At 75.5% G+C, this 14,772-nt stretch carries 6 protein-coding genes and 1 CRISPR repeat array; of the genes, 4 read left to right on the forward strand and 2 right to left on the reverse strand.

Annotation, left to right across the window (positions count from 1 at the left end; translation table 11 throughout):
- Nucleotides 1-64 precede the first annotated feature (64 nt).
- A complete protein-coding gene (locus tag IF27_RS31795; protein ID WP_052848971.1) occupies nucleotides 65-4,003 on the forward strand; it encodes a fibronectin type III domain-containing protein in 3,939 nt (1,312 codons plus the stop codon).
- 45 nt (nucleotides 4,004-4,048) lie between these two features.
- Nucleotides 4,049-5,152, forward strand: coding sequence for a prenyltransferase/squalene oxidase repeat-containing protein (locus tag IF27_RS09410; protein WP_052848972.1), 1,104 nt, complete (start codon nucleotides 4,049-4,051; stop codon nucleotides 5,150-5,152).
- Between the two features lie 72 nt (nucleotides 5,153-5,224).
- Here the strand turns inward: IF27_RS09410 and IF27_RS09415 are convergent, their stop codons facing one another.
- The gene (locus IF27_RS09415; RefSeq protein ID WP_223290977.1) at nucleotides 5,225-7,318 is read right to left on the reverse strand and encodes a GMC oxidoreductase; all 2,094 of its coding nucleotides are present in this window, start codon (nucleotides 7,316-7,318) and stop codon (nucleotides 5,225-5,227) included.
- Nucleotides 7,319-7,454: 136 nt separating this feature from the next.
- Complete coding sequence (locus IF27_RS09420; RefSeq protein WP_052848974.1) at nucleotides 7,455-8,132, reverse strand: winged helix-turn-helix domain-containing protein; 678 nt, start codon at nucleotides 8,130-8,132, stop codon at nucleotides 7,455-7,457.
- A gap of 65 nt (nucleotides 8,133-8,197) precedes the next feature.
- On the opposite strand from IF27_RS09420, the gene IF27_RS09425 reads away from it, so the two are divergent.
- Nucleotides 8,198-9,763 (forward strand): isocitrate lyase/phosphoenolpyruvate mutase family protein, encoded by a 1,566-nt coding sequence (locus IF27_RS09425; protein ID WP_052848975.1) that lies wholly within the window; start codon nucleotides 8,198-8,200, stop codon nucleotides 9,761-9,763.
- Nucleotides 9,764-9,844: 81 nt separating this feature from the next.
- Nucleotides 9,845-11,649: direct repeats of the CRISPR family, unit length 37 nt; unit sequence GTTGCGATCCTCGGTCGTCCCGGGGGACGACCGCCAC.
- A gap of 942 nt (nucleotides 11,650-12,591) precedes the next feature.
- Complete coding sequence (locus IF27_RS09430; RefSeq protein ID WP_052848976.1) at nucleotides 12,592-14,520, forward strand: right-handed parallel beta-helix repeat-containing protein; 1,929 nt, start codon at nucleotides 12,592-12,594, stop codon at nucleotides 14,518-14,520.
- Nucleotides 14,521-14,772: the final 252 nt, after the last annotated feature.

Below are 14,772 nucleotides of genomic sequence, written 5' to 3' on the forward strand. Positions count from 1 at the left end.
GCGCGCGCCGGATGCCTTCACCCTCCCGGGACATGCGCGGCGCGCACTGGGGAGGGAACCCACCATGGACGGACCGGCCGCCCGAAGACACCGCCACACCCCCGCCTGGCGGACCGCCCTCCTCGGCGCCCTCCTCCTGCTCGGCTCCCTCCTCCAGGCCGTCCCCGCCACGGCCGACGCCGCCGACTGCGACCCGGCCGCACGCGCCGGGCTCGTCATCGACTTCGGCACGGCGGACGACCCCCGGGGCGGCGACCGGCCCGTCCCCGCCCTCACCTGGTCCTGCGTCAGCCCGCTGACCGGCGGCACAGGACGCGGACCGACCGGCGTCGAGATGCTCACCAGGAGCGGCCACACCCTGCGCCAGCACACCAACGGCCTGATCTGCGCCATCGACGGCTACCCCGCCACCGGGTGCGGCGAGAAGCAGCCCGACGGCGCCATCCGCTACTGGTCCTACTGGGCCCACGACGCCGCGCGCGGCCCCGGCTGGACCTACGCCGCCGCCGGTCCCGGCACCCGCCGCCTCGCCAACGGCTCGGTGGACGGCTGGCGTTACGTCGAGACGCGCAGCGCCGACGCGCCCGTGCCCCAGCCCCGGCAGGCGCCCGACTGGGACGTGCTGTGCTGCGAGGCGCCCCCGGCGAGCGTCCCGCAGGCGCCCACCGGCGTCCGCGCCACCGCAGGTATCGCCTCGGCCACCGTCACCTGGGAGCCGCCCGCCGGGCCCGCGCCCGTGACCACGTACACCGTCGAGGCGTCCCCGGGCGGCGCGCGCGTCGAGGTCCCGGGCGACACCACCACGGCCACCGTCCCCGGCCTGACGCCAGGCACCCCGCACACCTTCCGCGTCCGGGCCGTGAACGGCGCGGGCGAGTCCGCCCCGTCCGCCGCGAGCGCCCCCGTCGTCCCCGCCGAGCCCGGCACGACGGCCCCCGCCGCGCCCGACCAGGTGCGGGCACGCGGCGGCGTCCGGGAGGCCACCGTGACGTGGCGTCCGCCCGCCGACGACGGCGGCGCCGCCGTCACCTCGTACCTCGTCGCCGCCGAGCCCGGCGGCGCCACCGCCGAGAGCACCGGCACGAGCGCCACCGTCACTGGCCTCGACCCGGCCGACGCCTACACGTTCACCGTGCGCGCGGTCAACGCCGCCGGTCCCTCCGCCCCTTCGGCGCCCTCCGCGCCCGTCGCCGTCACGGCGGCCGACCCGCGCCTCGTCCCCGGCCGCATCACCACGCTGGCCGGGACCGGCGCGCTCGACTTCACCGGCGACGGAGGCCCGGCCGCCGACGCGGCGCTCGCCAACCCGTTCGGCGTCGCCACCGACGCGGCGGGCGACGTCTACATCGCCGACACGGGCAACCAGCGCATCCGCCGCGTGGACGCCGACACCGGCGTCGTCACCACCGTCGCGGGCAACGGCACGCGCGGCTACGGCGGCGACGAAGGCCCCGCCACCGACGCCGCCCTGCGCGACCCGAACGCCGTCGCCGTCGGCCCAGAAGGCGACCTGTGGATCGCCGACACCGGCAACCGCCGCGTCCGCCGCGTGGACGCCGACACCGGCGTCATCACCACCGCCCTCGGCACCGGCGCGCGCGGCGACACCGGCGACGGCGGCCCCGGCACCGAGGCGCGGATCGGCTCGCCCGGCGGCATCGCGGTCGCCCCCGACGGCACGGTCCACGTCAGCGACTCCAACGCCTCGCGCGTCCGCGCCCTCGACCCCGCCACGGGCCTCGTCCGCGCGTCCGCCGGGACCGGCAGCGCCGGGTTCACGGGCGACGGCGGCCCCGCCACCGACGCCCGGCTCTCGTTCTCGGCGGCAGCCGCCCTCGCCACCGACGCGGCGGGCGGCCTCTACGTCGCCGACACGGGCAACCAGCGCGTACGCCACGTGGACGCCGAGACCGGCACGATCACCACCGTCGCCGGTGACGGCACGGCAGGCGACGGCGGCGACGGTGGCCCCGCCACCGAGGCGCAGCTCGTCGCCCCGGGCGGCGTCGCCGTGGGCCCGGACGGCGCGCTGTACATCAGCCAGACCGGACGCGTCCGCCGCGTCGATCCCGCGACCGGCGTCATCACCACCTTCGCCGGTGACGGCACCCCGGGGTACGGCGGCGACGGGCTGCCCGCCCCAAGCGCCCGCATCCAGGGCGGATACGCCGTCGCCGCCGACGCCTCGGGACACCTCTACCTCGCCGAGGGCCAGCAGCAGCGCGTCCGCCGCGTCACCGGGCCGGACGACGAGGCGCCGACCGTACGCCTCACCGCCGTGCCCGCCCCGCGCGGCCACGAGCGCGACGCCACCGTCGAGTTCACCGTGGACGACCCGGCCGCCACCACCACCTGCGCCCTCGACACCGGCGCCCCCACCCCCTGCGCCTCACCCTGGCGCGGCGAGGACCTCGCCGACGGCACGCACACCCTCACCGTCACGGCCACCGACCCGGCGGGCAACCCCGGCACGGCCACGGCCACCTGGGACGTCGTCCCCGCCACCGGCACCGACCCCGACGCCGCCGACGCCCTCGCCTGGCTCACCCGCGAACTCCAGCGCGGCGACCACGCCCTCGACCGCGCGGGCACTCCCGACTGGGGCCTCACCACCGACGCGCTCCTTGCCCTCGCCGCCGCCGACCCGGCGGGCACCACTGCCGTACGCACCGCCGACAACCTCGCCGCCCACGCCGCCGACTACGTCACCCTCGCCCCGGAAGGCGCCCCCGACGCCGTCCTGTCCGGGCCGCTCGCCAAACTCACCCTCGCCCTCGCCGCCACCGGCCGCGACCTGCACGACGTGGACGGCCTCGACCTGGAGGCCGAGCTGCGCGCCCTGATGGCCACCACGGGGCCCGACGCCGGACGCTTCACCGACCACCACCCCGGCGGGCCCGACAACAGCAACACGTTCGGTCAGTCCCTCGCCGTCCTCGCCCTCGCCCGCACCGACGACGGCGTCCCGGCCGCCGCCGTCACCGACCTGACGGAACGCCAGTGCCCCTCCGGCGGCTTCCGCCTCACCCCCGGCACGGGCGCGCAGGGCGAGACCTGCACCGGCGACACCGACGCCACCGCCCTCGCCGTCCAAGCCCTCCTCACCGTGCCGCGCACCGACACCCTCGACCGCGTCCTCGGCCGCGCCGTCGGCTGGCTGCTCGCCCGCCAGGACACCGCCACCGGCGCCTTCGGCGGCACAGGCCCCACCCGCGACCCCAACGCCAACTCCACCGGCCTCATCGCCCAGACCCTCGCCGCCACCGGCCAGACCGACGCCGCCGCCCGCGCCGCCGACTGGCTGCGCACCCTCCAGCTCACCGAGGGCGACGACTCCGGCGCCCTCGCCTACAACCCCGAGGCGTACGAGGACGGACGCCGCCACGGCCTCGACACCGCCGTACGCGACGAGTGGCGCCGCTCCACCACCCAGGCGGTCCTCGGCCTCGGCCTCCCCGCGTTCGGCGCCATCGGCATCACCGACCCGCCCCCCGTCGATCCCGTCGATCCCCTCGAACCGGGCCCCGAGGACCCCGGCGGCCCCGACCCCGTCACCGAACCCGCCGTCACCGCCACGCCCGCCACCGTCAGGCCGGGCGAGACCGTCACCCTCGACGGCGTGGGCTTCACGCCGGGCCGCCAGGTCGCCGCGGGACTCAGCGGCGCCGCGACCGCCCAACTGCCCGACGGCACCGCCGACGACCGGGGCCGCGTCACGTTCACCTGGACCGTCCCGGTCGGCACCCCGCCCGGCACTGTCACCGCGGGCCTCGTGGACCTCGCCAACGGCGCGACGGCCTGGGCCGACCTCACCGTCGTCACCGACCAGGCCGGAGGCGGCGGGACGCCACCCGGCGGATCCCCCGGCGGCAGCCTCCCCTCCACCGGCGCCGACCCCGCGCTCGTCCTGCTCCTCGCCACCGCGCTCAGCGCCCTCGGGCTGCTCCTACGGCACCTGCGGAACCCACGGCGGCGAGCGGCACCCTCCGCACACACCCCCTGACACCCGGGCACACCGACCCCGGGACACCCCATCACAGGAGGACACGTGTCCATACGCGCAGCGATTCGCCCGCGTACATCCCGTTTCGCGGCACTCGCCACCGGTGTCGCACTCGCCCTGTCCGTCCCGGTCGGCGCCGCCCACGCCGACCCCCCGACCGACGACCCGCAGACCGCCGCCCAGTACGCGGCGGGCTGGCTCGCCGACCAGTTCGCCACGGACACGGACGGTGCCTACATCCCCGCCACCGGCGGCGGCGCCGACGCGTCGGGCACCCTCCAGTCCGCCCTCGCGCTCGCCGCCGCGGGAGCCGAGGAGGCCACCTTCGACGACGCCGTCGCCTGGCTCGCGGCGAACGCGTCCACACTCGTCACGGTCGGCGGCGCCGACGACCCCGGCCGCATCGGCTACCTGCTGCTCCTCGCCGACGCCGCGGGCGAGGACCCGACCGACTTCGGCGGCGTCGATCTCGTGGACCGCCTCGACGGCACGCTCACCACCGGCGGCCTGTACGGCACCGCCGACGCCACCTGGGACGGCGTCTTCCGCCAGTCGCTCGCCGTCCTCGGCCTGCGCGCGAACGGCGAGATCGTCCCCGCCGCCGCCCGCAACTGGCTCGCGGGCCAGCAGTGCGGCGCCACCTCGCCCGCCGGTGCCGCCGGAGGCTTCGCGCCCTACCGCGCGGACACCACCGTCGCCTGCACCGCGTCCGGCCCCGAGACCAACTCGACCGCCCTCGCCGTCCAGGCACTCGCCGCCACCGACGCGACCACCTACGCCGCCGCCATCGACGACGCGCTCGACTACCTGGCCGGTGCCCAGGAGGCCGACGCGGGCTTCCCGTTCGCCCCCGGCTTCGGCTCCGACCCCAACTCGACCGCCCTCGTCGTCCAGGCCATCGACGCGGCGGGTGAGGACCCGGCAGGGACCGCCTGGCAGGTCGGCGGCAGCACGCCCTACGACTCGCTGCTGAGCTGGCAGCTCGGCTGCGACGCCGACCCCGCCGACATCGGCGCGTTCGCCTCCCCGTGGAGCGGCGGCGCGCCCGACCAGCTCGCCACCCAGCAGGCCGTCTGGGGCGCGGCGGGCACGGCCTTCCCGCTCGACCCCGACTTCACCGCCCCGACCCCCGTGCCCTGCACCGCCTGACGGACCGCACGACACCCGCGCCCGCGCCGGGGCACCCCACCGGCGCGGGCGCCGGGCCGCCGCCCGCCGCCGTCAACCCGCCGCCATGTGCGACGCGATCCGCAGCGCGTTGGCGAAGATCGTGAGCACCGGGTTCACCCCGCCGTTGGTCACATGCGTCGAGCCGTCCACCACCCGCAGATTGCCGTGCCCCCACACCCGGCCGTACGGGTCCGTCACCGAACGCGCCGGGTCCGTGCCCATCCGGCAGGTGCCCGCCTGGTGCTGCCCGCCGCTCGGCCCGGCCGCACCGCCCGACAGCGCCGCAGGGACGGCCTGCCGCGCCCCCGCCGCGGCCAGCCACTCCACGCAGCGCTCCGCCAGGAACGCCTGCCCGCGCAGGTCCTCCGGGTGCGGGCGCCCGGCGAGCACGGCCACGGGAATCCCCAGCCGGTCACGCGTCCCCCGGTCCACACGCACCCGGGCGCCCGCCGTCGTCACCTCCTGTATCGGCGCCGCCAGACGCAGCATGCGCGGCGCCAGCTCCCGCATGCCGCGCTTGGACCCCACACCGTGCGCCGGTATCAGCCCCGCGTCCACCAGGTAGTGGTACGTCGCGGCCGGGGTCGGCACGAACTCCCGCGCCACGATGCCCCCGCCGACGATCCCCGGGTTGTCCTGCCGGAAGTCGGTCGTCGCGAGCGAAGGCCCAGGACCGACCAGGTCCTCGACCCGATCGCCGAACACCCCCACCGCCGACGCGTACAGGTGCCCCTGGAGATGACGCCCCACCTGGTCCGCGCCGTTCCCAACGCCCCGCGGCTCGCCGTCGTGCGCCGAGTTGAGCAGCAGCCGCGCCGACTCGACGGCCCCGCCCGCGAGGACGACCTCGCCCGCCCCGACCTCGGCGCGCCACACCGCCCCGTCCCGCAGCCCCGCCAGCGCGACGCCCTCGACCCGGCCGTCACGCCCCACGAGCAGCCGCTCCGCCGTCGCCTCCGGCAGCAGACGGCAGCGGCCGGTGGCGAACGCGCGCGCCAGCAGCGTGTTCAGGCTGCCGTTCTTCGCGTCCACGCCACAGGCGAACCCCACACACTGCGAGCACTGCGCACAGGCCGGACGGCCGCCGTACGGCACCGAGTTGACGAGCAGCGGCACCGTCACCGTCGTCAGGCCGAGCCGCGCCGCGCCCGCCCGCAGCACCTCGTGCGCCGGACCGGTCGGCAGCGGCGGCATCGGCAGCGGCCGGGCGCGCGGACCCCCGTACGGGCCCTGCGCCGTCCCGCCGCTCACCCCGATCTCCCACTCGGCCCGCTCGTAGAACGGCGCCAACTCCTCGTACCCGAACGGCCAGTCGGCCAGCGCGCTGCCCTCCGGCACGCCGTAGTGCGTCGCCATGCGGAAGTCCACCGGCCCGAAGCGCCACGCCTGCGCGCCGTACACCCGCGTGCCGCCGCCGACCGTCATGGCGTTGTTGCTCCAGCGCGGATCGGTGGGGGAGAGGGGCAGCAGCCGCGTCCCGTCGTCCAGCAGGCGGGGGTTGCCGTCCGGGTGCGGCCCGGCGAGGGACGGGAAGCCCCAGGACGCACGGGGGTTGCGCAGGTGGTCGTGGGACAGCTCGGCCGTGCCGGGCCAGGTACCCGCCTCCACGACCAGCACGCTGCGCCCCGACGCGGCGAGCACGTGGGCGGCGGCGCCACCGCCCGCGCCGGAACCCACCACCACGACGTCGTACCGTGCCGCCAGCGCGTCCGGCGTGAGTGCCGCCTCGCGTGGCTCGGGCGCCGGGGGCGCGGCGGGCGGGCCGGGGCGCCAGCCGGTCATGCGCCAGGAGGCGCCGCCCGCGTTGCCGCCGTTGCCCTCGTCCGCGTAGTAGCCGGTGGCGACGAGCCGGGTGAACCAGTCGTGGTCGGGATCCGACGCGAAACCGTCCAGGAGCGCGGCGCGCTCCTCGTCCGTCAGCGTGGCGAACTCCCGCCCGTGCCGCGCGCGGGCCCGGGCGGCGACCCGCTCCCGTACCCGCTCGGCGCGCTCCGCCAGGTCGGGGCGCCCGGCCAGGGCCCGGCCGAGGAACACGAGGCCCCCGGCGTCCACGGCGGACGGGTGCGCGTCGCGCGGCACGACGGCGTCCAGGAGGGCCGCGAACGCGGCGTGCGCCGGGGGCACGGGGGACTCGCTTGCTGACACGTGCGCTCCACGGGGCGGGGACGACGGCGGGCGGGCGCACCGAGGCGCAAGCGCTTGCCCCGGGGGACGATACGGCCGCCCCCACCGGCCGTCAATCACCGGTTGACGCGCCGGGACCGGCGCGCCGGTCCCGGGCTCAGACCGTCACCGCAAGCAGGTCGTGGAACGCGTCGCTGCCCCGCGGCGTCACCTTCACCGCGCGTCCCGAGCCGACCCGCCGTATCCACTGCCGCCGCAACGCGGTGGCGCACAGGGCCGCGCCCAGCGCACCGGCGAGGTGGGGGCGGCGCTCCGTCCGGTCCAGGCAGTCCCGCACCAAGGGGCGCCGGGACCCCGGGGGTTGCTCGTATCCCAGGGCGTCGGCCAGCCACGCACGGCCCGCCGGTGTGACGGCGAGCCCGGAGTCGGCGGCGACCAGCCCGCGGGCGATCATCGCGTCCGCCAGGACCACGCCCAACCGCCCCGCCAGGTGGTCGTAGCACGTGCGGGCGCGGGCCTCGGCGCCGAGCAGCGTCGCTGCGCCCAGACGCGGCGGCGCGGTGGTGTCGGGCGCGGCGTACGAGGCGAGGGCTTCGACGAGGGCCGCCGCCTCCGGGCCCGCCAGCCGCACGTAGCGGTGTCGGCCCTGGCGTTCCTCGGCCAGCACCCCGCCCGCGACGAGGCGGGAGAGGTGCTCGCTGGCGGTGGAGGGGCGCACGCCCGCGTACCTGGCCAGCTCGCCCGCCGTCCAGGCGCGCCCGTCGAGCAGCGCCTGGCAGAACGCCGCCCTGGTGCGGTCGGCGAACAGTCCTGCGGTCTCGGCGAGCGAAGGCATGCCGCCATGATGCCGCGGCGACGGTTCGGGCGGCGCCGAACCGTTCCGCGCCTAGCGTCGGGGCCATGACGCACACGACGCATGAGTTCGCCCACCCCACGGACGTGCGGACGGCGCTCGCCGACCCGGCGCTGGTCCCCGAGCGGCCGACGCCGGACGACGGTACCGCCGGGGCGGGTGTCGCGTGGCTGCGGGCCACCGTGGCCCGGTTCAGTTCCGGCGAGCCGCATCGGCGGCGCAGGGCCCTCGTGGAGGCCGAGCTCGCCCGGCTGGAGCCGACCGCGCTGCGGCGGGCGGCGGCGACCGGCGCGGACGGGGATGGTGACGGGGACGTGCGGATACGTGTGGTCCGTGCCCTCGCCGAGGCCCTGGGCATGCCGGAGCCGGGAGACGTCGCGCAGGCGGTGACCGTCGTGGCCGGGGCGTACTTCGGCGGTGCGGACCCGGACCCTGCCGCGGACGAGGCCGTGGCCCGGCTGGTGGCGCTGCTGGCGCCCGAGGACGAGGACCGGCCCGCCTCGGAAGCCGCTGCGAACCGCATCGGGCTGCTGGTGCAGGCGTGCGCGGCGACGGCGGCCCTGGTCGATGCCGCAGCCGCCGACGGTGACGCGCCGCTGGCCCGCGTGCTCCGGGAGACACCGCCGGTGCGGACGATGCGCCGCTTCGCCGCCCGGGACACGCGCGTCGCCGGACGGGACATCGCCGAGGGCGACGTGGTGCTCCTCGACGTGGCGTCCGCGCAGCGAGCGCACCCTGTACCGCTCACCTTCGGAGCCCCGCCCAGGCCCTGCCCCGGCAGGGCCCACGCCCTCGCCCTGGCCGAAGGGCTCCTGCGGCGACCCCTGACCCCCTTCGCCCAGCTCCACCACCTGGCTGTCCCGCTGCTGCTGCCGAACGCCTGGGACCACGCCTCCGCCGCGGCCCTGGCGGCGCAGGGCTTCGACGCGATCGGCACCACCAGCCTGGGCGTGGCCGCGGCCCTCGGCCTCCCGGACGGGACGGCCGCCACCGCGGCGGCGACCGTGGCGCTCGCACGCCGACTCGGCCGTGACGCCTTCCTGTTCACCGTCGATGCCGAGGGCGGCTTCTCCGACGACCCGCAGGAGGTCGCCGAGCTGGCCCGGGAGCTGCACGACGCCGGTGCCGCGGGGATCAACCTTGAGGACGGCCTCCCGGACGGCACCCTCGCCCCCGTCGAACTGCACGCCGCGAAGATCGCCGCGGTCAAGGCCCGCGCACCCGAGCTGTTCGTGAACGCCCGCACCGACACGCACTGGCTCGGACGCGAGGAGAAGCGGACCGCGGAGCGCCTCGCGGTGTACGAACAGGCGGGAGCCGACGGGGTGTTCGTGCCTGGCCTGTCAGACCTGGACGCGATCGGCGCCCTGCTGGGCACCCTCGTCGTGCCGCTCAACATCCTGTACGCGCCGACCGGCCCGAGCCTCACCGAGCTGGCCGCGCTCGGCGTGCGCAGGATCAGCCTCGGCTCGCTGCTCTACCGCAGGGCGCTGGCGGCGGCCGTGACCCTCGCGACCGACCTCCGCGCCGACCGGCCGACGGACCTCGACGCCCCTTCCTACGCGCAGGTACGGGCGGCCTCGTCACTCCACGCGTCCGACCCGGGAACCTGACCCCGAGCATCCCCTCGCCCGCCCTCGCCGGTCCGACCAGCCCCTGCACACACGCCACTTCGTCCTCAACACCACCAGCAGATTGCGCCCCTCGGCCGTCCCGTGGGACGACCGCCACATCCCGGCGGGACGCTTCGTCGCGTTCCGTCTGGGGTTGCGATCCTCGGTCGTCCCGGGGGACGACCGCCACCACATGCTGACGATCACGCCGCAACCGGGCTACCTCGTTGCGATCCTCGGTCGTCCCGGGGGACGACCGCCACCTGGCAAGCCTGCGCGTCTATGTCTCCGAATGGGAGTTGCGATCCTCGGCCGTCCCGAGGGACGACCGCCACCGCTCCTCCCCCTTGAGCCGTACGAGCCGACCTGGCGCGTTGCGATCCTCGGCCGTCCCGAGGGACGACCGCCACGACGTCGGCACTGCGCTCGTTCACCGGACGGGCCGAGTTGCGATCCTCGGTCGTCCCGGGGGACGACCGCCACGTGCCGCAGCAGCCAGCCCGGGACCGCGCTCACCAGGTTGCGATCCTCGGTCGTCCCGGGGGACGACCGCCACCGCTCCAGCCCGCACGCGAGGGTGGTGAGGACGACGTTGCGATCCTCGGTCGTCCCGGGGGACGACCGCCACTGCCTGGAAGCGGCGATGGCCGAAGAGCACCCCGAGTTGCGATCCTCGGTCGTCCCGGGGGACGACCGCCACCCGTCACCTGGCGGCACATCCTCGACGAGGAGGTGCGCGTTGCGATCCTCGGTCGTCCCGGGGGACGACCGCCACCCCCGCCCGCGCCCCCCGCCGACGAGGAGCCGGAGGAGTTGCGATCCTCGGTCGTCCCGGGGGACGACCGCCACTACGGCTCGAAGTACCCCGGCAGCGCCATGGAGACGTTGCGATCCTCGGTCGTCCCGGGGGACGACCGCCACCATGGTGCGGATCTCTCCTTGTTGCCCTTCGGCGGCGCGTTGCGATCCTCGGTCGTCCCGGGGGACGACCGCCACAGGCTGCGCGGCTGGTACGACCTCGCGCGCCAGGACGGCGTTGCGATCCTCGGTCGTCCCGGGGGACGACCGCCACGCGATCTCGATGCCGATGATGCGGAGCTTGACGGAGGGGTTGCGATCCTCGGTCGTCCCGGGGGACGACCGCCACAGGCCCGTCGCCTCGGCCTCGGCTGGGACGACCTGCCGTTGCGATCCTCGGTCGTCCCGGGGGACGACCGCCACCAGGCGAGGACGTCGGCGCGGCCGACGGTGCGGCGGTCGTTGCGATCCTCGGTCGTCCCGGGGGACGACCGCCACTCGGCATCCGACCCTCCGCCCTACCCTGTGTCCATGACGTTGCGATCCTCGGTCGTCCCGGGGGACGACCGCCACATCTCTCCGGTACGGGCGGCCGGGCCGTGGAGACGACGTTGCGATCCTCGGTCGTCCCGGGGGACGACCGCCACCGCCCGCTCAATGCTCCGGCTCCTCGTCGGCGCCGGAGTTGCGATCCTCGGTCGTCCCGGGGGACGACCGCCACCAGCAGCAGACCGCAACCGCCAACTGACCAGCGAGAGTTGCGATCCTCGGTCGTCCCGGGGGACGACCGCCACCGCTCCCGCGCAATGTAGACCCGCGTCGAGGCGGTGTTGCGATCCTCGGTCGTCCCGGGGGACGACCGCCACCACTACAGCAGCGCGCGGGCGGCGGCGCAGGTGTCGGAGTTGCGATCCTCGGTCGTCCCGGGGGACGACCGCCACGATCCGGTGAGCGCGACGTCGGCGGAAGAGGCCGCGTTGCGATCCTCGGTCGTCCCGGGGGACGACCGCCACGACGTGCCCGGCCGGGGACTGGGTGATGCACTGCTGCGGTTGCGATCCTCGGTCGTCCCGGGGGACGACCGCCACGGCCGTTCACCGGCCTGTTTCGCCCAGCGTAGTCGGTGTGGGGCGGCTCTCGGGGGGCGAAAGGTTCATCAATCGGGCATCTCCCTTCGGTGCGATCCGGGTTTTCTCGGCACACCGGAGGTTCCGAAGTCCTCAAGCAGGCAGGGGTATAGGGACACGTTACGGTCGGTGTCTCGGGAAGCGTAGCTGCCGACGGGGAGCCTTCGGCGCGTGAATCCGGCGAACTGCGGGCGCGGCAGCGGCCGTGGCGCTGGCTCGTCCGGTCGGTCGGGCATGCGTCCAGTGCTGGTCCACGACTCGGGGGAAGCGGCCCGCTCGGCAATCCAGCCTGGTTGACAGGGTGGAGAGGGCTCGGCGGCCGGAGCTTCCTCGCGGCCTGGTACGGAGGCGCGCGGTGTTCGCAGGTGCTCGGGACGCTCCCGCTCCCCCTCCCGACGACGGTCGCCGCGGGGATCAACTCCCCATCGGGGAGCGTGCGCGCGTGCCCGAGCGGCCCACCCCTCCTCGCCGCACGCCCGTCGCCACCGGAACGCCACATGTCCACCCCGATTGAGGGCACCCTGTTCGCCTTGTGCCGGGAAGGTCCGTACGAGTCCTGGGGATGTCGTGCGCGCGCTGTGCGAACCGTTGACAAGTGCGTGACATGCTTGAAATCTGGTCTCAACACGCAAGACAGCGACTGTTCAGCTCAAAATTTTACGTAAGTCGCTGCAATTTTTGGGCAGCGGTGCCACGGTACCGCTGGCCACCCCCACACCCACGGACGACGACCCCCACCGCACGGCAGATCCACACCCCCACACCGGCGTCCCCGCCCCCCGTCGTCCGGGCGGCCACGCCTCCCGGCCCCACCCGCCCGCGCGGTCCCCGCGCGCCGGGGCGGGCCGGTCCGATCGGAGCGAGGGCCCCACGCCCCGCCCCACGGAACGTAAGGACCCCCACATGACAAGACATCACCTCAGCCGCCGCCTGATGACCGGCGTGCCGCTGGCCGGACTGGTCGTGCTCGGCCTGGTGCCCGCCTCGGCCTCCGCGTCGGGCGACGCCGGGACCGCGCAGGCGCCCGCCCCTGCGGTGGAGGCCACCGGCGCGGCGCTGCCGTACACCGAGTACGAGGCGGAGGACGGCACGTACGAGGGCGAACTGCTCCAGAGCGACCCGGAGCGCACCTTCGGCCACACCAACTTCGCGACCGAGTCCTCGGGCCGCGAGTCGGTACGCCTCGACGCCACCGGCGAGTTCGTCGAGTTCAGCTCGACGGTCCCCACCAACTCGATCGTGGTGCGCAACTCCATACCCGACGCCCCGGGCGGCGGCGGCATCGACGCGACCATCAGCCTCTACGCGGACGGCGAGTTCGTGCAGAAGCTGGACCTGTCGTCCAAGCACAGCTGGCTGTACGGCAACACCGACGACCCCGAGGGCCTGACGAACAACCCCGGCGGCGACGCCAGGCGCCTGTTCGACGAGTCGCACGCCCTGCTGGCCGACACCTACCCGGCCGGCACCACCTTCCGTCTCCAGCGGGACGCCGACGACTCCGCCGCGTTCCACATCATCGACCTGATCGACCTCGAAGAGGTCGCGCCCCCGGCCCAGCAGCCCGCCGAGTGCACCTCGATCACCGAGTACGGCGCGGTCCCGGACGACGGGAACGACGACACCGAGGCCCTCCAGGCCGCGGTGACCGCCGACCAGAACGGCGAGATCGACTGCGTCTGGATCCCGGAAGGGCAGTGGCGCCAGGAGCAGAAGATCCTGACCGACGACCCGCTGGACCGGGGTCAGTACAACCAGGTCGGCATCAGTGACGTGACGATCCGCGGCGCCGGTATGTGGCACTCGCAGCTCTACACGCTCACCCCGCCCCACCAGGCCGGTGGCATCAACCACCCGCACGAGGGCAACTTCGGCTTCGACATCGACGACAACACGCAGATCTCCGACATCGCCATCTTCGGCTCGGGCACCATCCGTGGCGGCGACGGCAACCAGGAGGGCGGCGTCGGCCTCAACGGCCGCTTCGGCCAGAACACCGCGATCACCAACGTGTGGATCGAGCACGCCAACGTCGCCGTGTGGGCGGGGCGCGACTTCGACAACATCCCCGACCTGTGGGGCCCCGGTGACGGCGTCGAGTTCAGCGGGATGCGTATCCGCAACACCTACGCCGACGGCATCAACTTCACCAACGGCACGCGCAACTCGTCCGTCACGAACTCCTCGTTCCGCAACACGGGCGACGACTCCCTCGCCGTGTGGGCGAACCGCTACGTCCGTGACCCCTCCACCGACATCGGCCACGACAACACCTTCGCCGACAACACGATCCAGCTGCCCTGGCGCGCCAACGGCATCGCCGTCTACGGCGGTTACGGCAACACCATCGAGAACAACCTGATCTCCGACACCATGAACTACCCGGGGATCATGCTCGCCACCGACCACGACCCGCTGCCGTTCTCGGGCCAGACCCTGATCGCCGGGAACGAACTGCACCGCACCGGCGGCGCGTTCTGGGGCGAGGCGCAGGAGTTCGGCGCGATCACCCTGTTCGCCGCCGGGCAGGACATCCCGGGCGTCGTCATCCGTGACACCCAGATCCACGACTCGACGTACGACGGCATCCAGTTCAAGTCGGGCGGCGGCGCCGTGCCCGGCGTCGAGATCAGCAACGTCACCATCGACGGCTCCGTCAACGGCGCGGGCATCCTCGCCCACGGCGGCGCACGCGGCAGCGCGACGCTGACCGACGTCACCATCAGCAACACGGCCGACGGCGACGTGGTCGTGGAGCCGGGCTCCCAGTTCGTCATCACCGGCGGGCCCGCGAGCCCGGCGGACGGCGGACGGGCGCAGGAGGCCCGCTGACCGCGCGCCGCACCACCCCTGCCCCACCCCCGCACGATCCCGCACGAAACTGAACGACCCCGCACGACCCTGAGCGAGACGAGGGGGCCCGCCGCCCGGCGGGCCCCCTCCGCGTGCGCGGCCCGCCCCCGGCCGTCCGGCGCCGCGCGCATGCCCCGCCGTACCCGCTGGGCATCCTCCTTCCGTGCCCGTTCCCCGTCCGTGCCGCCCGGCGTCGCGCGGCACGCGGCGGAACCGCAGGAAGAAGGAGCA

The organism is Streptomyces avicenniae, from assembly GCF_000719135.1.
GTDB lineage: Bacteria > Actinomycetota > Actinomycetes > Streptomycetales > Streptomycetaceae > Streptomyces > Streptomyces avicenniae.